Source organism: Candidatus Palauibacter scopulicola (assembly GCF_947581915.1).
Lineage (GTDB): Bacteria > Gemmatimonadota > Gemmatimonadetes > Palauibacterales > Palauibacteraceae > Palauibacter > Palauibacter scopulicola.
In genome coordinates, this window is record NZ_CANPWG010000030.1 from 30,065 (window position 1) to 47,318 (window position 17,254).

Annotated in this window: 15 protein-coding genes; 2 read left to right on the plus strand and 13 right to left on the minus strand. The window is 69.9% G+C overall.

Annotation, left to right across the window (positions count from 1 at the left end; genetic code table 11):
- Nucleotides 1–96: 96 nt before the first annotated feature.
- From RN743_RS05900 to groES, 3 genes are all read right to left on the minus strand, one after another.
- Entirely contained in the window at nt 97–2,001 is a 1,905-nt protein-coding gene (locus RN743_RS05900) for a hypothetical protein (RefSeq protein WP_310777482.1), read from the minus strand.
- Nucleotides 2,002–2,121: 120 nt separating this feature from the next.
- A complete protein-coding gene (gene groL / locus RN743_RS05905) occupies nt 2,122–3,762 on the minus strand; it encodes a chaperonin GroEL (protein WP_310777485.1) in 1,641 nt (546 codons plus the stop codon).
- 70 nt (nt 3,763–3,832) lie between these two features.
- The gene (gene groES / locus RN743_RS05910; RefSeq protein WP_310777488.1) at nt 3,833–4,141 is read right to left on the minus strand and encodes a co-chaperone GroES; all 309 of its coding nucleotides are present in this window, start codon (nt 4,139–4,141) and stop codon (nt 3,833–3,835) included.
- Nucleotides 4,142–4,346: 205 nt separating this feature from the next.
- Between groES and RN743_RS05915 the strand changes: the two genes are divergently transcribed.
- The gene (locus RN743_RS05915; RefSeq protein WP_310777491.1) at nt 4,347–4,565 is read left to right on the plus strand and encodes a hypothetical protein; all 219 of its coding nucleotides are present in this window, start codon (nt 4,347–4,349) and stop codon (nt 4,563–4,565) included.
- 15 nt (nt 4,566–4,580) lie between these two features.
- Here the strand turns inward: RN743_RS05915 and RN743_RS05920 are convergent, their stop codons facing one another.
- Genes RN743_RS05920 through secD form a run of 9 tightly spaced genes read right to left on the minus strand, consistent with a single transcriptional unit; the run spans nt 4,581 to nt 14,322 of the window.
- A complete protein-coding gene (locus RN743_RS05920) occupies nt 4,581–5,360 on the minus strand; it encodes a type III pantothenate kinase (RefSeq protein ID WP_310777494.1) in 780 nt (259 codons plus the stop codon).
- Between the two features lie 4 nt (nt 5,361–5,364).
- Nucleotides 5,365–6,183: a biotin--[acetyl-CoA-carboxylase] ligase gene (locus RN743_RS05925; protein ID WP_310777497.1), complete on the minus strand. Its 819-nt coding sequence runs from the start codon at nt 6,181–6,183 to the stop codon at nt 5,365–5,367.
- Between the two features lie 7 nt (nt 6,184–6,190).
- The gene (locus RN743_RS05930; protein ID WP_310777500.1) at nt 6,191–6,991 is read right to left on the minus strand and encodes an undecaprenyl-diphosphate phosphatase; all 801 of its coding nucleotides are present in this window, start codon (nt 6,989–6,991) and stop codon (nt 6,191–6,193) included.
- On the minus strand, nt 6,988–8,145 hold the full coding sequence (bshA, locus tag RN743_RS05935) for an N-acetyl-alpha-D-glucosaminyl L-malate synthase BshA (protein WP_310777503.1): 1,158 nt from the start codon (nt 8,143–8,145) through the stop codon (nt 6,988–6,990). Before bshA ends, RN743_RS05930 begins: the two co-directional genes overlap by 4 nt.
- 7 nt (nt 8,146–8,152) lie before the next feature.
- Entirely contained in the window at nt 8,153–9,082 is a 930-nt protein-coding gene (gene miaA / locus RN743_RS05940; RefSeq protein WP_310777506.1) for a tRNA (adenosine(37)-N6)-dimethylallyltransferase MiaA, read from the minus strand.
- A 26-nt stretch (nt 9,083–9,108) separates the two neighbouring features.
- A complete protein-coding gene (mutL, locus tag RN743_RS05945; protein ID WP_310777509.1) occupies nt 9,109–10,902 on the minus strand; it encodes a DNA mismatch repair endonuclease MutL in 1,794 nt (597 codons plus the stop codon).
- The gene (locus RN743_RS05950; RefSeq protein ID WP_310777511.1) at nt 10,899–11,690 is read right to left on the minus strand and encodes a TatD family hydrolase; all 792 of its coding nucleotides are present in this window, start codon (nt 11,688–11,690) and stop codon (nt 10,899–10,901) included. The genes mutL and RN743_RS05950 overlap by 4 nt, the downstream gene beginning before the upstream one ends.
- Before the next feature lie 24 nt (nt 11,691–11,714).
- Nucleotides 11,715–12,647: a protein translocase subunit SecF gene (gene secF / locus RN743_RS05955; protein WP_310777513.1), complete on the minus strand. Its 933-nt coding sequence runs from the start codon at nt 12,645–12,647 to the stop codon at nt 11,715–11,717.
- Between the two features lie 13 nt (nt 12,648–12,660).
- Nucleotides 12,661–14,322: a protein translocase subunit SecD gene (gene secD / locus RN743_RS05960; protein ID WP_310777515.1), complete on the minus strand. Its 1,662-nt coding sequence runs from the start codon at nt 14,320–14,322 to the stop codon at nt 12,661–12,663.
- 327 nt (nt 14,323–14,649) lie between these two features.
- On the opposite strand from secD, the gene RN743_RS05965 reads away from it, so the two are divergent.
- A complete protein-coding gene (locus tag RN743_RS05965; protein WP_310777518.1) occupies nt 14,650–16,200 on the plus strand; it encodes an SLC13 family permease in 1,551 nt (516 codons plus the stop codon).
- An 87-nt stretch (nt 16,201–16,287) separates the two neighbouring features.
- On the opposite strand, the gene RN743_RS05970 is transcribed toward RN743_RS05965, so the two are convergent.
- Nucleotides 16,288–17,205, minus strand: a complete 918-nt coding sequence (locus RN743_RS05970) for a nuclear transport factor 2 family protein (protein WP_310777521.1) — start codon at nt 17,203–17,205, stop codon at nt 16,288–16,290.
- Between the last annotated feature and the right edge of the window lie 49 nt (nt 17,206–17,254).

A 17,254-nucleotide genomic window follows, 5' to 3' on the forward strand; every position in this document is an offset into this window, starting at 1 on the left:
GCCGCCGGCTCCCTGGCAGATCCTCCCGCCGGCCGGCGCCCTCCGGCGGGCAAGATACCCGTCCTGCGCGATCCGTGCCCGCGAGGGTCGGCACGGTCAACGCGTCCGGAGCACGAGGATGCGGACGCCCTCGGAAGAAGGGACGGGAAGCCCGGCCTGGGTCGTGAGCCTCAGACGGACGTCCGGGTGCGGCCCCTCGCTCACAAGCTGAAAATAGTAGCCCGTCGAGGCGGCGAGTTCGAAGTCGATCCGGGCATCCGTCCCGTCGGCGAGTGGAATGTCCATCGCCTCCAGCGGGAAGGCGCGCGCGAAGGGAACCCTTCCCTCCAGTTCCCGGTGCAGGGCGGCAAACACATCGCGAAGGTGCAGGGTCTTCACCTGCGTCGATGAAGGCGCGCCGGGCAGGTCATCCGCAATGGGGGCAAGCGCCCACGCCGCGAGCAGGTCGTCCCATGTGCCCGGCGCGCCGTACGCCGAGGCGACCCGCTCGACGTTCTCCACGCCGCGCGCGCGAGCGACCCCGCCTCCCGCCAGGTCGTGAAAGATGGCCTCCTCCGCGGCTCCGCCGAGCCGTCCGCCGCCCTGCGTCGCGTACTGGTCCGCGAACCAGCGCAGGAAGAGCCATCCGAAGCCCCGCATCGCAAGCGACGAGATTCCGTCCGGGTCCCGCGCATGGGCGTCGCCCAGCGCGGGGGTCCGGTGCGGCCCGAGCAGGTAGAACGCGGAACGGCGGAGGTTCGGGAAGAGATAGGTTCCGAAGTTTTCGGAGTCGGCAAGGAGTTCCGCGAAGTCGTAGTTGCCGCCGGGACTCAGGCCCACCCTCGACATCCCGACGAACGTCTCCGCCGAATGCGCCAGCGCCTCGCTCAGCCAGGTTTCCTCGAGGGAGGCGAACGACCCCCGGGCGAGCACGGTTCGGCGCTCGGCCGAAATGAGGTGCGCCAGTTCGTGCGCGGCCACGCCGACGGCCCCGGTCGTCGCGAATTGCGCGAGTACGGGTTTGGAGAACCGCCCGTCGGGATCGGCGGCGAGGAGGTAGAGGATCTCCCCCCCGTTGGAAGCCGGGCAGTCTTCGGGGTCGGCCAGGTCGGCCGGATTGAAGAACCCCAGGATCCTGGTTTCGCTGTCGCGGGGCGTGGTCCGGTTCACGACGGGCGTGAACAGGACCCATACGACGCCGTTTCCGTCGATGTCCGCCGGCTCGCCGAAATACGCCGTGAGCACGGGGAGAACCGACCACTCGAGCGATCCGAGGACGGCTTCGTAGCCGTCGCCGGGCACGACGCCGGCCGCGTCGAGATCCTCCACGATCGCGAAGTTGGGGCCCACGGCGCGGACGACGGCGGCGACGTCGTGGATTCCGTCGCAGTCCACGTCGAGATTCGGATGCACCGCGTTGCTGAAGGTCACGGTGTCGCCGACGGCGGGGGGCGTCGGGCCGGCGTGGGCCTGGTTGGCGCGCACCATGCCCGGGGCCGGCGGGGCGGCGGACGCCGGGCGGAGCGGACGCGCACCCCGCACGGCGCGGCGGGCATTGGTCCGCAAGGTGAGGTCGGCCCGCGATGCTTCCTCGAGGCGGCGTCTGTCGTTCTCGAGGTCGAGTGCGTCGGCCGGCAGCGCGCGTGCGGGAGCGGCGAGCGGAGGAACCCGCGCCGCCGCCCCCCCCCTCGCCCGGGCATCGAGTCTGAGACGCGTCGTCGCCCCCGGCCTGCGCAGAGCGCTCTGCACGACGAGCAGATACTCCGCCGCGGCGTTGCCGGCCCCGATTTCCACAACCTGGACACCCGCCGCCGGCAGCACGCACATCTCCCCGGCCACGAGGGACATCGTGACGCGATTCGCGCCGCGCCCCGCCGCGACGGGACAGAGTTCGTCAGCGGGGCCCGTTGCGTCGGCGCAGGCCAGCGGCGTCAGGGCCGCGAGCCACAGCGTCGACCGCGCGGCGCGCGCGCGAGCCGCCGGAGGTCCGGGGTGGGCGAGGCTGGATCCGAGGTATCGCATCGCAGGACATTAACCGCGGGGGGCGGATGCGCGAAGGCCCGGCCGAAGCCGGGCCTCTCGCACTTCCCGAACAGCTGGCGGCGGGAGACGGCTCTCCGCCCCCGCCATGCAAGGCGGCTGCTAGTACATCCCGCCCATGCCACCGCCCGGCATGCCGCCGGCGGCCGCCGCGGGATCCTCCGCCTCGGGCCGCTCCACGACGACGGCTTCGGTCGTGAGCAGCAGACCCGCGATCGAGGCCGCGTTCTGGAGCGCCGTACGCGTGACCTTGGTCGGGTCGATGACGCCCGCCTTCACCATGTCCTCGTACTCGCCCGTAGCCGCGTTGTAGCCGGTGTTCCGGCCCTGGGCCTCGCGCACCTTCTCGACGATGATCGAGCCCTCGGCTCCGGCGTTCGAGGCGATCGTGCGAACCGGCTCCTCGACCGCGCGGCGCACGATCCGGATTCCGATCGTCTCGTCGGCGTCCGAACCCTCGACGCCCTCCAGCGCCCCCTGGCTCCGCAGCAGGGCCACGCCGCCGCCGGGCACGATGCCCTCTTCGACGGCCGCGCGCGTCGCGTGCAGCGCGTCCTCGACCCGAGCCTTCTTCTCCTTCATCTCGGTCTCGGTCGCCGCGCCGACGTTGATGACCGCCACGCCGCCGGCCAGCTTCGCCAGCCGCTCCTGCAGCTTCTCGCGGTCGTAGTCCGACGTGGACTTGTCGATCGCGACCTTGATCTCGCTGATGCGGCCCTGGATACGGTCCGCGTCACCGGCGCCGTCGACGACCGTCGTGTTGTCCTTGTCGATGACGATCCGCTTCGCCTGGCCGAGGTCGCCGACCACCGTGTTCTCGAGCTTGAAGCCGAGTTCCTCGGAGATCACCTGGCCGCCCGTGAGGATCGCGATGTCCTGCAGCATCTGCTTCCGGCGATCGCCGAAGCCCGGAGCCTTGACGGCCGCGACCTTGAGCGTTCCGCGCAGCTTGTTGACGACGAGCGTGGCGAGCGCCTCGCCCTCGACGTCCTCCGCCACGATCAGGAGAGGCTTGCCCATCTGGGCGACCTTCTCGAGGACCGGCAGCAGGTCCTTCATGGCCGAGATCTTCTTGTCGTGGATCAGGATGATCGGCTCGTCGAGGACGACCTCCATCTTGTCCGGATCCGTGACGAAGTACGGCGAGAGATAGCCGCGGTCGAACTGCATCCCGTCCACGGTCTCCAGCTCGGTCTCGAGGCCGCGGGCCTCCTCGACCGTGATGACGCCGTCCTTGCCGACCTTCTCCATCGCGTCGGCGATCAGCTCGCCGATCTCCTGGTCGCTGTTCGCCGAGATGGCGGCGACCTGGGCGATTTCCGTCTTGCCCGAGGTCTCGACCGAGATCGAGTGGAGGTTCGCGACGATCGCTTCGACGGACTTGTCGATGCCGCGCTTGAGCGCCATCGGGTTCGCACCCGCCGTCACGCTCTTGAGGCCCTCGGTGAAGATCGACTGCGCGAGCACCGTCGCCGTCGTCGTGCCGTCGCCCGCCGCGTCGGACGTCTTCGTCGCGACTTCCTTCACCATCTTCGCGCCGAGATCCTCGACCGGGTCGTCCAGCTCGACTTCCTTCGCGACCGTCACGCCGTCCTTCGTGATCGTCGGGCTGCCGAACTTCTTCTCAAGGACCACGTTCCTCCCCTTGGGGCCGAGCGTGACCTTGACCGCGCGCGCGAGCTTGTCCACGCCCGCCTTCAGGCGCTGCCGTGCCGCGGTATCGAATTCAAGATCCTTCGCCATTTCGTCTCCTTCGCCCGGTCATCCGGGCGCGTCAGTCAACGGTTTGACCCGCCGTCTCCCGCTCCAGCGGCTAGAGGACGGCCAGAACGTCGCTTTCCTTCACGATCAGATAGTCATCGCCATCCAGGGAAACCTCGGTCCCGGCGTACTTGCCGTAGAGGACCCGGTCTCCGGTGTTGACTTCCATCGGGATGCGCTCACCGTCGTCGTTCATGCGGCCGGGGCCCACGGCAACGACGGTGCCCTGCTGCGGCTTCTCCTTCGCGGTGTCCGGAATGTACAGACCCCCGCGCATCTCCTCGGTCTCTTCGAGCGGCGCGACGACGATGCGGTCGGCCATGGGGGAGATGTTCAGTTTCGTGTTCGAGGCGGTTGCCATCTTGCCTGTCCCTCCTTGGACCTTCGGTGTTGGGTGATCCTTCCGATGAAAGCCGCGAGGGACCCCGCGGCTGTTAGCACTCTGGTGCGCCGAGTGCCAAGGCGAGCCGAAGATATGCGGGTGCACGGTTCCGATCAAGGGGCGCGGGGTTATGAAACCCGGCCCGTACACGTATCGTAGGGGCGGGCCAGAAAGGGAGGTCGACATGTTTCGTGCAGCCGTAGTGCTGGTGGCCGCGGGCGCGGTGGGTCTGTGGGTGACGGGAATCCTCTTCTCCGTCGTCCTGCCCCTGGTGTGGATGGTCGTGAAGGTCGCGATCTTCGTCGCGGTCTTCTACCTGATCGTGCGGATGATCAATCCGGAGTTCGCGAACAAGATGAAGGAGAAGTGCTGCGGAAGCGCCGCTTTCTTCCGCGGGTCCTGAACTGACGTCGGCCCGCTAGCCGTCCGAGCCGGCGGGCGACTCGAACAGATACCGGTCCGCGATCGCCAGACCGGTGATCGTCAGGGCCGGCTCGATGCGGTCGACGGTGCGGCAGTGCGGTCCCACGACCCGCGCGAGTCCGCCCGTCGCCACGATGAGCGGCTCGCGCTCCCATTCCTCGATGATCCGCCGCACGATGCCGTCGATCCCCTCCACCACCGAGTAGAACCCGCCGCTCCGCAGACAGTCTTTCGTATTGCGGCCGATGACCCGGGCTGGCTCTTCGACATGGATCTGCGGGAGTTGCGCCGTCGCGCGCGCGAGCTGGTCCGTGCCGGCCGTGGGCCCGGGCGCGATGACGCCGCCCACGAAGACGCCATCGGCGGTAATGCAGTCGAAGGTCGTCGCCGTCCCGAGATCCACGACGACGGTGTCGCGACGGTAGAGTTCCGCGGCGGCGAGCGTGTTCGCGATGCGGTCGGCGCCGACTTCGAGGGGGTGGTCGACGTCCAGCCGCACGGGGATGGGAGAGCCGCCGTTGAGGAAGCGCAGCGGGGCGTCGAGGGTTCCCCCCACCGCGAGCCAGACCCGGTGCAGCACGGGGACGACGGAAGCGACGACGATACGCTCCGGAGCGGGCAGGTCCCGGGCCCCGAGCAGCCCGCGGATCTGGAGTCCGATCTCGTCCGCCGTTCGGCGGCGATCCGTCGCGATCCGCCACGTGTGTACGGGGGTGAGATCCTCGAACCAGCCGAGGACGGATTCGGTGTTCCCGATGTCTACGGTGAGGAGCATGGGATCAGCTTCCGCCAAGAGCGATGGAACCCGCGACGACGCGGCGCAGGGCGCCCCCGCGCGGCCGCAGGAGGAGGGCGCCGTCCGGAGCGATCCCGGCCGCGAGGCCCACGGCGGGTTCGCGGTCCGAGAGCCGGTGCTCGACCCAACGGTTCTTCAACCAGTCGAGACGGTCGAGTTCATCGAGCGAAGGCGCGTCGAGTGAAGTCGGTGCACGGGGAAGTCGGCGCTCGAGTCCCGCCACCACCGCGTCCGCGACGTCGACGAGGCGCGCCGAACCCACGCAGTCGGCGAGGGCCACCGCTCCGACCACGTCATCCGGCAGCCGATCGGACTCGACGTTGATGCCGACGCCGACGACGAGGAACATCTCCTTGCCGTCTGCCCGGGCCGTTTCCGCGAGGATGCCGCCGAGCTTCCGATCCCGCGCCATGAGGTCGTTGGGCCACTTCACGGCCGAGCCGAGGCCCGGGAAGCGCCGGTTCAGTTCGCGAGCCAGATCGACGCCGGCCACGACGGTGACGAGCGGCGGGACGGTGGCTTCACGCGGGCGGAACGCCATGCTCAGATAGACGCCCGCCCCCGCCGGGGACGCCCAGCTCCGCCCCCCCCTTCCCCGCCCGGCCGTCTGCTCGCGGCAGAGCACGATCGTGCCGGACGGCGCCCCGGCCTCCGCCAGCTCGCGGGCGAGGTCGTTCGTCGAAGGGATGCGGTCGAAGGTGAAGACCGACTCCCGGTCCCAGTGCTCGCGCAGCGCGGCGACGGACTCCCCGCCCCAGTCTTCTGCCTCTTCTGCGAGCATGGTCGCTCCGACGTCAGTCATTCAACCGTCATCCGCGCAGCGCCGGCCAGATCGCGGCCGCGGCCAGGTACCCTCCGCCGATGAGCCAGCAGTACCAGGCGAAGCGGTGGAATACCCGCCGTTCAAGCGTCCGCAGGAAGATACGAATGGCGAACACCCCTGACAGGGCCGAAGCCGCGAAGGCGACCGCGAGGGGCAGCACCCCGGCCGCGAGTCCGGCCTCGCCGAGATCCGACGCCTGCAGCACCGCCGCCCCTCCGATCGCGGGGATGGAGAGGAGAAAAGAGAACTCGGCGGCGCGGCGGGGCTCGACGCCGGCGGCGGTCGCCATGGCCACGGTGCTCCCGGAACGGGAAATGCCCGGCAGGATGGCGAGGGCCTGCGCCAGCCCGACGGCCAGCGCCCCGGCGACCGTCGGCCGTGCGCGCGTACCCCGGCGAGACAGGCGCCGGATCGACCAGACGACGCCGCCCGTGACGAGCAGCAGCGCCGCCGCGAGCACGGGCCGCTCGAATGTGGGCTCCAGCACGCCCCGCAGACCGACCCCGACGGCGGCGGCGGGGAGCGTGGCCGCGGCCAGGAGGCCGACGTCCCGGAGGCTCCCGCGATCCGCCGAGCACACGCCGCGGAGCAGCGCCGCGAGGCGCCGGCGATAGACCCAGCACACGGCGCACAGCGTCGCGACGTGCACGGTGACCTCGAACACGACACCGGGGAGTTCGATCCCGAACAGCGCCTGCCCGAGCACGAGATGCCCGGAACTCGACACGGGCAGGAACTCGGTGAGGCCCTGGACGACGCCGAGGACGAAGGCTTCGAACGCGTTCACTCGGTCGCAACCCGGGAGCCGTCCCCGTCGGCGAGGACGTCGCGGTAGAGCGACTCGTAGCAGGGAACGATGCGGTCGATCGTGAAGCGTGCCAGGGCACGGTCCCGCGCGGCGCTCGAGAACGCGTCCCAGCGCGCCTCATCGCTCAGCAGCGAGATCGCCGATGTCGCCATGGCGTCGACCGCTCCGACGGGATGCAGGTAGCCGGTCACACCGTGCTCCACGACCTCGTCGAGGCCCGTCCCGGAGGACCCGACCACGGGAACGGCGGAAGCCTGCGCTTCCAGCGCCACCAGACCGAAGGATTCCTGCTCGCTCGGGAGGAGGAAGAGATCCGCGCCGGCGAGGAGTTCGGCGACGGAGTCGATCTTGCCGAGGAAGACGACGCGCTCCGCCATGCCCAGCTCCGCGGCGATCTCCGCCGCGCGCTGCCGCTCCGGACCGTCTCCCACGAGAATGAGGCGAGCCGGCAGGGCGCGCTGAATCCGCGCGAACATCTCCATGAGGTCCGGGATCCGTTTGACCGCCCGGAAGTTCGAGATGTGCATCACAACCTTCTCTCCGGCCCGCGCGAGCCGGTGCCGGCCCCGGTGGCGCTCCCGGTCGTAGATCTTCGGATCGACGAAGTTCGGGATGACCTCGATCGCGCAGCGGCTGCAGTCGAAGTCGCGATGCGTCCGCTCCCGCAACCACTCGGAGACGGCGGTGAGCCGATCGGATTTCTCGATCGAGAAGCGGGTGATCGACCAGTACGATGGATCCTGGCCCACGAGCGTAATGTCCGTGCCGTGCAGCGTCGTCACCAGCTTCACGTCGCGCCCTCCGTCGCGGAGCATGTCGCGTGCGATCCATCCCGCCGTCGCGTGCGGGATCGCGTAGTGCACGTGGAGGAGGTCGAGTTCCTCGCGCCGCGCCACTTCGTGCATCGTGACGGCGAGCGCGAGCGAGTAGGGAGGATACTCGAACAGCGGGTAGCGATTGACCTCGACTTCGTGGAAGTAGACGCCATCGATGAAGTGGGTGAGGCGGAACGGCTGGGCATAGGAGATGAAGTGTACCTCGTGCCCCCTGCGGGCGAGGCCGAGCCCCAGCTCGGTAGCGATCGCCCCGGAGCCCCCGTACGTCGGATAGCACGTGATCCCGATCTTCATCATCCCTTCCTCACCCTGATTCGCGCCAGTCGGCCACGATGCGGCGCGCAAGTTGCTCCGGTGTCGTCGACCCGTCCAGCACCGGAAGCACGACGGCGTTCTCCGGGACCTGATGGCGGAACCATGTCCGCTGCCGGCGGGCGTAGCGCCAGGTGGCCCTCGACACGCGCTCGATCGTCTCGTCCACTCCCGCTTCGCCGCGGACGAGCGCCGCGACATCCGCGTAGCCCAGCGCGTCGAAGGCGCGCGATCCGTCCAGGCCGCGCGCCAGCAGGTCGCGAACCTCCTCCGGCCAGGCGCCACCGCGGATCAACACCGCGGCGCGGCGTTCGATCCGCTCGCGGAGGAGCGGCGCGGGCCACTCCAACACATAGGTCGCGGTCCGCAGCGGCGGGCGGTCGGCCGGAGCGCGCGTCATCCAGCGGGTCAGCGGCTCACCCGTCAGGAGCGCGAGTTCTACCGTGCGCGCCGCCCGCTGCCGGTCGAGCGGACGCCGCCGCGCGGCCAGCACCGGGTCGAGGCGGGTCGCCCAGCGCGCGAGTTCCTCGCGTTCGAGCGGGTCCAGCCACGCGTGCAGCGCCGCGCGGCGTGCCGCGTCGAGCGGGGGCTCCTCGAACATCGGGTGCGTGAGGGCCCGCAGGAACAATCCCGTCCCGCCGGCGAGGATGGGGACACGGCCGCGGGCCCGGATCTCGCCGAGCCAGCGGACCGCCAGGCGTGCGAAGCGACCCGCGCCGTAGCGCTCGCGCGGGTCGAGAAAGCCGACACCGTGGTGCGGCGCGGAGGCGAGTTCGCCGGCGGACGGCGCCGCGGTCCCGATGGCGAAACCTCGGTACGCCTGTCGGCTGTCCATGGAGATGATTTCACCGTTCAGCCGGCGCGCGACATCGATGGCGACGGCTGTCTTGCCCGAGGCGGTAGGCCCCGCGATGACCGGCACGGGCAAAGTCCCCACGGGTGCGGCGGCTACCCTCGGCCGAACCGCCGGTCGAGCTCCTCGACGCTCAGGCGCACGATCGTCGGGCGGCCGTGGACGTCGTGTCCGGGCAGCGGGGTCGCGAACAACCGGTCGAAAAGTTCCCTCGCCTCTTCCGGGGAGATCTGCTCGCCCGCCTTGATCGCTCCCTTGCACGCCATGCTCATCGCGACGCGCTCGTGCTGGCTGCGCGCCGCGTTCACGAGCGGGGAGCCTTCCGCCAGTTCCCGCACCATCTCCCGCAGGCAGCCCTCGGCGTCGAACCGGGCGTGGGGCTGCGGGGCCGCCGTCAGGATCCACGTCCGCTCACCGAACGGCTCCAGCTCGAACCCCTGCCGGGCGAGCAATCCGGCGAGATCCTCGAGCGCCTCGGCCTCCGGGGGCGAGAACTGCAGGGTGACCGGAAAGAGGAGCGCCTGGGAGGTGCCCCCTCCGGCTTCGAAGCGCGCCATGATCTCCTCATAAAGCACTCGCTCGTGTGCCGAGTGCTGGTCGACGATGAGGAGCCCCTCGCGGGTCGCGGCCAGGATGTAGCGGTCGTGGAGTTGCCACAGCTCCGGGCCGGCGAACGGCGCCTCCGTCTCGGCCCCCTGCCCGCTCGCGCCGGCGTCGGCCCCGGGCTCGCCCGGCCCCCCCGCGTCGTCCCGCCCGGAGACGAAGAGCGCGAACTGCGGCATCTCCGCGGGCGGCTCGCCGCGGGGTTTCGCGACGCCACCGCCGGAGGGCGTTCGAAGGCCCCGCCCAGCGTCCGGCGCATCGCCCGGGATGCCCAGCGGCTTCGTCGAATCGAGCCGCGCCAGCGCGGCGCGCACGGCTGCGCGAACGGCCGCCTCGACGCTCTCGCGGTCGCGGAAACGCACCTCCGCCTTGGCCGGATGGACGTTGACATCCACCGCTGCGGGCGGCGTTTCGATGCGCAGGAAGAGGCTCGGCCGGACGCCCTCCATGACCGTGGTCCGAAACGCATCGTCCACCAGCCGCAGGAGAGCGGCATCCCGGAAGGGACGGCCGTTCACGAAGGTGTAGCGGCGCCCTCCCCTCGCGCGCGCCGCATCGGGCCGCTGGATGAAGCCCCGGACCCGCACCGGGCCGCCCGCATCCTCCACGGGAATGAGCGTGGGCGCGAGGTCGCCCCACAGCTGTCCGACCCGTCCGAGCCAGTCCCGCGCGGGGGCGAGATCCATGGAGACGCGGCGATTCGACTCGAGCCGAAAACCGACGGCCGGGTTCGCGAGCGCGAGGAGCACGAGGGCCTCGCCCGCGGCCCGCGTCTCGGCGGCCGCGCTCCGAAGGAACTTTGCGCGTGCCGGGAGGTCGTGGAACAGCGCCCGGACCGTCACCGTCGTGCCGCGCCGGCGCGGCACGTCGTCCACGCTGCGGATGCGCCCGAAGTCGACCCGCGCCCGCACGCCCTCTTCCGGACTCAGCGCCGTGTGCAGTTCGAAACGGCTGACCGCCGCGATGGAGGGCAGCGCCTCGCCGCGGAAGCCGAAGGAGCGGACGCTTCGCAGGTCATCCACGCTCCGGATCTTGCTCGTCGCGTGCCGGTCCAGGGCGAGCACGGCGTCCTCGCGGTTCATCCCGCTCCCGTCGTCCGAGACCCGGATCTCGGTCTTCCCACCGTTGCGGAGCGCGACTTCGACGCGACGCGCCCCGGCATCGACCGCGTTCTCGGCCAGTTCCTTGACGACGGAGGCGGGACGCTCGACCACCTCGCCCGCCGCAATCTGGTTCGCGACGTGGTCGGGCAGGATCTGCACGCCGCCCGCCCCCCGGCGGTTCACGCCGCGCCCTCCACGCCGTAGAAGCGGCGCGCGTTCGCCGCCGTGAGCGCCGCGGCCTCCTCGAAGGATGTGCCGCGCACCTCCGCCAGCCGCTCGCATGTGTGTGTAAGGTAGGCGGGCTCGTTTCGGCGTCCGCGGCGGGGGGCGGGCGCGAGGTAGGGGGCGTCCGTCTCGATCAGGAGCCGGTCGGCCGGAACCGCGCGGGCCCACTCGGCCAACTCGGGGACGAAGGTGATGAGGCCCGAAAAGGAGACGTACCAGTCCGCATCCAGGGCGGCACGGAGGAGTGCTTCGCCTCCCGTGAAGCAGTGCAGCACGCCGGAGGCGCCGTCGCCGTACTCTCTCACCCGTTCCGCCGTCTCGGCCTCCGCTGAGCGCGAATGTACGACGACCGGCAGACCGAGCCGGGCCGCCATCCCGAGGTGGGCCTCGAAGTTCTCCAGCTGCGGCCGTCGGGCCGCATTGTCGTAGTGGAAGTCGAGCCCCGTCTCACCGATCGCGACGACTTCAGGGGCTTCGGCGATGCGCTCGATCTCGCTCAGGAGGGAGGCCGAGGTCCGGTCCGCCGCGTGCGGATGGAGCCCCGCCGTCGCCCACAGGCCCGGCGTCCGGGCGGCCAGCGCCGCGGCCTGCTCCGCGTCCTCGGGGTCCGAGGCGACCGTGACCATCCGGCGTACGCCCCGCGCGCGGGCCCGGTCCACCACCGCGCCGAGATCGGGGGCGAAGCGGTCCGCCGTCAGATGAAGGTGCGAATCGAAGAGCGTCGTCCCGGCCCCCGTACCGGTCACCGTTGGCCCGGTCACCCAGGAAGGCTAGGTGCGGGCGGCGATCGCGGAGCGCCGGCGCGCCCGGTCGTGAATCTCGAGGAGAACGGGAGACGCGACGAAGATCGACGAATACGTCCCGATGAGCACGCCGATGATGAGCACGCTCGCGAAGGGCCGAATCACGGCGCCCCCGATGACGACCAGCGAGAACAGCGCGATCAGCGTCGTGCCGCTGGTGAGGACCGTGCGGGGCAGCGTCTCGTTCAGGCTGCGGTTGAGCGTCGCGTCGTACGCTTCCTTCCGCTTCTTTCTGAGATTCTCCCGCACGCGGTCGAAGACGACGATCGTGTCGTTGAGCGAATAGCCGATGATCGTGAGAATTGCGGCGACGGTCGCGAGGTTGATCTCGATGTCGAACAGCGAGATGAACCCGAATGTGATGAGCATGTCGTGCACGGTCGCGATGACGGCGGCGACGCCGAACCGCCACTCGAAACGGAAGGCGAGGTAGATCAGGGTCAGGAGGAACGACAGCAGTACGGCGATGACCGCCGTGCGCTGGAACTCGTCGCCCACCTTGGCGCTCAACGTATCGCCGCGCGCGATCTCGAAGCTCCCGGCGGAGTACTGCGTCTCGAGGCTTGCCCTGATCTGGTCCCGGATCGCGTTCTGGTCCTCTTCCTCCCCGACGGGCACGCGCAGCAGAAAGTCGTACGTCTCCGCTCCGACCGTCCGCAGCTGCTGAATCTGGACCCCCGTCGTGCCCCCGGCCGTCAATGCGTCGCGGATCTGGCCCACATCGGTCGTCTCGGTGAACTGCACCTCGAGCAGGACGCCGCCCGTGAACTCCACGCCCGTCCGCAGCCCGCCGCGAAAGATGATCGACAGGAGACCGATCGTGATGATCGCGGCCGACGCGAAGTACGCCGGCCGGCGCATGGAAAGGAACTTGTAGTGCGCGTTCTGGAAGACCCTCATGGTGACTTCGTTCCTATATGCTTACGGACTCCCGGGAGCCGCGTCGGTTCAGGTACATGATGAAGAGCGTCCGCGTCACGTAGATCGCGGAGAAGAACGACGCGAGGATCCCGATGCAGAGCGTGACCGCGAAGCCCTGCACCGCGCCGGTCCCGAACTGGAAGAGGATGATCCCGGTGATGAGCGTGGTGAGGTTCGCGTCCACGATCGCCGACAGGGCGTTGCCGAATCCCGCGTCCACCGCCGTGCGCGGCGTCTTCCCGGCCGCGAGCTCCTCGCGCACCCGTTCGAAGATGAGGACGTTCGCATCCACCGCCATTCCGATGGAGAGGATGAGACCCGCAATGCCCGGCAGCGTGAGCGTCGCTTCGAGGCCGGCCAGACCGCCCAGCATGAAGATGACGTACGTGAGCAGCGCTCCGACGGCGAGGATTCCCGCCGCCCGGTAGTAGATCATCATGACGATGATCACGCCGACGATCCCGATGATGAAGGCCGTGCGGCCCTGCCGGATGGAGTCTTCGCCGAGCGAGGCGCTCACGTTGCGCTCCTCGACGACCTCGATCGGCATGGGCAGCGCGCCGGCCCGAAGGACGAGCGCGAGTTCCTGGGCCTCCTGGAAGGACGCTCCGGGGGTGAGTTCGATCTGGGCGCGCCGGCTCAGAACGCTGCGGATGACGGCGTAGCTCTGGACCCGGTCGTCGAGGACGATGGCCATGTTCTGGCCGATGTTGCGCGCCGTGCCGCGCTCGAAGACCCGCGAGCCGCGCCGCGTCGTCTCGAACGGAACGATCGGCTGGTTGAAGGTCGGGTCGCGGTTCGCCGGCCCGGCATCCTGGAGCATGTCGCCGGTGATGAGCGGTTCCGCCTCGAGCACGTAGAGCGGCACGTAGGATCCCGCGCCCGCCCCGACCTGCTCCACTCCCCAATGGAGCGTGACGCCGCGGGGGAGCGCTTCCCGGACGCCCTCGAGTTCCAGCCACGCCGCCGCAGTAGGCTGATCCTCCTGCGGCACGAGATACTCGCCGAGGATCCGTCCCTGTCCGAGCAGCGCCGAGAGCGGCCGCGCGGTGGCTTCATCCACGGCGTCGACAGCCTCCTCCCCGGTCGCGAGCGAATCGCCGGCCGGATCATCTCCGTCGGCCCCGTCGGCCGAATCCTCGGCTTCGGCCGCGCCTTCCTCGTTGGCCGCATCCTCCGCCACGGCGGAATCGGCGGCGCCGCCGAGGATGTCGCTGAGGTCGACTTCCGGCTCGGCCTCCAGCGTGGTGACCTGGAGGTTCTCGATCCCCACCGCGTTCACGATCGCGCGGTCGATCCGCTCCAGGGCGTCCATGAACTCCTGACCGTCCGTGACGATCTTGAACTCCATGAACGCGGTCTCCGTGGCGATCCGCTTCGCCTGCTCCGGGTTGTCGACCCCCGCGAGCTCGATGATGATGCGGTTGCCGGAGCGCTGGATCGTCGGCTCGCGGACGCCGAACTCGTCGATCCGGTTCCGAATCGTCGTGAGCGTGCGGTCGACCGCATCGTCAAGATCCTCACCGCTGAGGGCGCCCTCGGGGTCGTAGATCTCGACCGTGAGTTGCATGCCGCCCTGCAGATCCAGTCCGAGCTTGAGCGGCCAGACCCGCTCGGACTCGCCCGTCACTTCGTCGACGATGGTCTCGGGCACCAGGGCGAAACCGCAAACGGTTATCAGAACGGCGATCCAGACCAACCGCCATCGTACCGAACCGAACATCTAGCTTGTCACCGTTCTTCGTGGGTTTCGTGATCGCGGCCCGCGGCGGGGGCACGAGCGACCCCGGTCGAGCCGGGCACTGTCGCTGCGACGTGGCAAAGGGACGCAAAGTTAGCCCAGCGGCCCGTGAGAGGAAACTACGCGGCGCCCCGCGCCGGATGGTACGTTCCTCCGCCGCGGCGCGCCATCTCGGGCGCCGCACGCCGGACCTCGCGCGGGCGGGGTCGACACCCGGGGCCCGGAGCGGTGAGGACGCTCATGGCAGACAACCGTTCGGAGGACAGGTCCGGGAAGCGCTCGCGCGGCCAGCGCATCGGGCTGTGGCTCGGACCGCTCCTCTTCCTGCTGATGCTCCTGCTCGACCTCGAGCCGGGACGGCCCGAGGTCACCCGCATGGCGGCGGTGGCCGTCCTCATGGCCACATGGTGGATCACCGACGCGATTCCCCTTTTCGCCACCGCGCTGCTTCCGCTCTTCCTGTTCCCGGTCCTCGGAATCGAACGGACCGGGGAGACGGCGCCCATCTACTTCAACAGCACCATCGTCCTCTTCCTCGGCGGCTTCATGATCGCGCTCACGATGGAGAAGTGGGACGTGCACCGGCGTATCGCCCTCTGGGTCATCCGCGCGGTGGGCGGCGGCCCCGCGCGCATCGTGCTCGGCTTCATGCTGGCGGCGGCCTTCCTCTCCATGTGGATCTCGAACACGGCCACCGCGATCATGATGGTCCCGGTCGGACTGGCCGTCATCCTCCGCATGGAGGAGCAGTTCGGTCGTGGCCGGACGCGCGCCTTCTCCGTGTCGATCATGCTCGGGATCGCGTACGCCTGCTCCGCCGGCGGGATCGCCACGCTGGTCGGCACGCCGCCGAACCTCTCCCTCCAGCGCATCTTCGCGATCACCTTCCCGGACGCCCCGCACATCTCCTTCGGTGTGTGGTTCGTCATGGCGCTCCCGATCGCGGCGCTCATGCTCGTCTTCGCGTGGATCCTCATCACGCGGGTCTTCTTCCGCGTGCCCGACGACGTCTCGGTCGACCGTGAAGTCGTGGAGTCGGAGATGCGGAAGCTCGGCCCGGTGGCCTTCGAGGAACGGGCGATCCTCGCCGTCTTCGCGACGACGGCCCTGCTGTGGGTGTTCCGCGCGCCGATCGAGATCGGCCGGCTCACGATCCCGGGGTGGTCGTCGCTCCTGCCCTACGGCCACCTGATCGACGACGGCACCGTCGCGATCACGATGGCCTGCGTTCTCTTCCTCGTGCCGACGCGGTCGCCCGGCGCAAAGACCGCCACGGTCATGGGGCCCGGCGTGGTGCGACGGCTCCCGTGGAACATCGTGCTGCTGTTCGGAGGAGGCTTCGCGCTCGCGCACGGCTTCCAGACCACGGGGCTGGCGCGGTTCGTCGGGGAGGGGTTCAGCGGGTTGTCGACCGTGCCGCCGCTCGTGCTGATCTTCGTCATCTGCCTCGCGATGACGTTCCTCACCGAACTCACGTCGAATACGGCCACGACGGAGATGGTGCTCCCGATCTTCGCGGCCGTGGCCGTCGCCACCGGCGTTCACCCGCTCCTGCTGATGGTGCCGGCGACGCTCTCCGCCTCGTGCGCCTTCATGATGCCGGTGGCAACGCCGCCCAACGCCGTGGTGTTCGGGAGCAACCGGGTGAGGATCGCGGAGATGGCGCGGGTGGGGCTGTTCCTCAACCTCATCGGCGCGATCGTCATCACGCTGATCTTCCGCGCCCTGGGGCCGCTCCTGTTCGGGATCGAACCCGGCGTCCTGCCCGACTGGGCGCACCTGGGCTCGTAGCAGGGAGAAGCTCGGGGGGCGGGGATTCGGCCGGACCGCGGGGAACGGCCCGGCCGCCACAGCCCCCTGAGACTGCCGGACCGGCGGTTACATGCCGGAGGCGTGCGCTCCCATCACGAGCCAGTGCAGCATGAGACCCCCGTCCTCGCCTCGCGAGTAGAGCCCCGCGAAGTGGCCGCCGCCGGCCCCGTCCGGACCCTCGGTGCCGTACGTGCCGATGCCGACCACGTGGCCCTCGTCCAGTTCGTGCGCGGACCAGCCGCTGATCCCGCTGAACGTCACGCCCGCGTCGAACATGGCCTGCAGCCCTTCCTCCACGGCCGCGCGACCCTCGCGGGCCCGCTCGCCCGGCATCATCGCAACCGCGTTCTCCGTGAAGGTGTTCGCGACCATCGAGGCGTGCCCCATGTTGTAGTGGGTGGCGAAGTAGTCGCCGCTCGCCTGGATGAGGTCGCCGCCCATCCCCTCGGGCATCTCCATCGCCGGGCCGGCGGACATCGACTGGTCGGGCGTGTCGTAGTTGCTCACGACCCCCTTGAGCGACCATGCGCCGTCCACGTTCTCGGCCACCGCCATGTAGTACCCGGAGTTGCGGACCTCCGCCCCGTCCACCGTTCCGGTGAGGACGTAGTGGCCGCGCGAAACGATCTGGTCGCCGAAGCCCATCGTCTCTCCCGGATGGATCGCGAGCTGCGACCCTTCCGCGTCGATCCGCGCCTGGAGGGCAGCGCCGACCGCCGCGCTCCCGTGGACCATGGCGCCGGAGGCGCTCCATAGGAGTCCGTCCTCCGAGTAGCGATCACCGACCATGCTGCCGTGACCCATGTTGAAATGAGTCTCGTAGTAATCGGTGATTTCCGTCATCGCCGCTTCGGCGTCGGACATGGCCGGGGCGTCGTCCATCGCCTCCGTCGTCTCCTCCGCCATCGCGGCTTCTTCCGTCTCCGCCCCGCCGCAGGCGACGGTCAGAGCCAGGGCAAAGGGGGCCAGGGTGCGGATGCGCATCGGGGTACCTCCTTCGAAATAAGACGCCGCGCCCTCCGCACGCGTGCCT

What these genes read in the sequence shown, in the direction of transcription:
- RN743_RS05900 (WP_310777482.1), bottom strand. Translation starts at nt 2,001, where the DNA reads ATGCGATACCTCGGATCCAGCCTCGCCCACCCCGGACCTCCGGCGGCT.
- RN743_RS05965 (WP_310777518.1), top strand. Translation starts at nt 14,650, where the DNA reads ATGGCAGACAACCGTTCGGAGGACAGGTCCGGGAAGCGCTCGCGCGGC.
- groL (WP_310777485.1), bottom strand. Translation starts at nt 3,762, where the DNA reads ATGGCGAAGGATCTTGAATTCGATACCGCGGCACGGCAGCGCCTGAAG.
- RN743_RS05915 (WP_310777491.1), top strand. Translation starts at nt 4,347, where the DNA reads ATGTTTCGTGCAGCCGTAGTGCTGGTGGCCGCGGGCGCGGTGGGTCTG.
- secF (WP_310777513.1), bottom strand. Translation starts at nt 12,647, where the DNA reads ATGAGGGTCTTCCAGAACGCGCACTACAAGTTCCTTTCCATGCGCCGG.
- RN743_RS05925 (WP_310777497.1), bottom strand. Translation starts at nt 6,183, where the DNA reads ATGACTGACGTCGGAGCGACCATGCTCGCAGAAGAGGCAGAAGACTGG.
- bshA (WP_310777503.1), bottom strand. Translation starts at nt 8,145, where the DNA reads ATGATGAAGATCGGGATCACGTGCTATCCGACGTACGGGGGCTCCGGG.
- RN743_RS05920 (WP_310777494.1), bottom strand. Translation starts at nt 5,360, where the DNA reads ATGCTCCTCACCGTAGACATCGGGAACACCGAATCCGTCCTCGGCTGG.
- groES (WP_310777488.1), bottom strand. Translation starts at nt 4,141, where the DNA reads ATGGCAACCGCCTCGAACACGAAACTGAACATCTCCCCCATGGCCGAC.
- RN743_RS05970 (WP_310777521.1), bottom strand. Translation starts at nt 17,205, where the DNA reads ATGCGCATCCGCACCCTGGCCCCCTTTGCCCTGGCTCTGACCGTCGCC.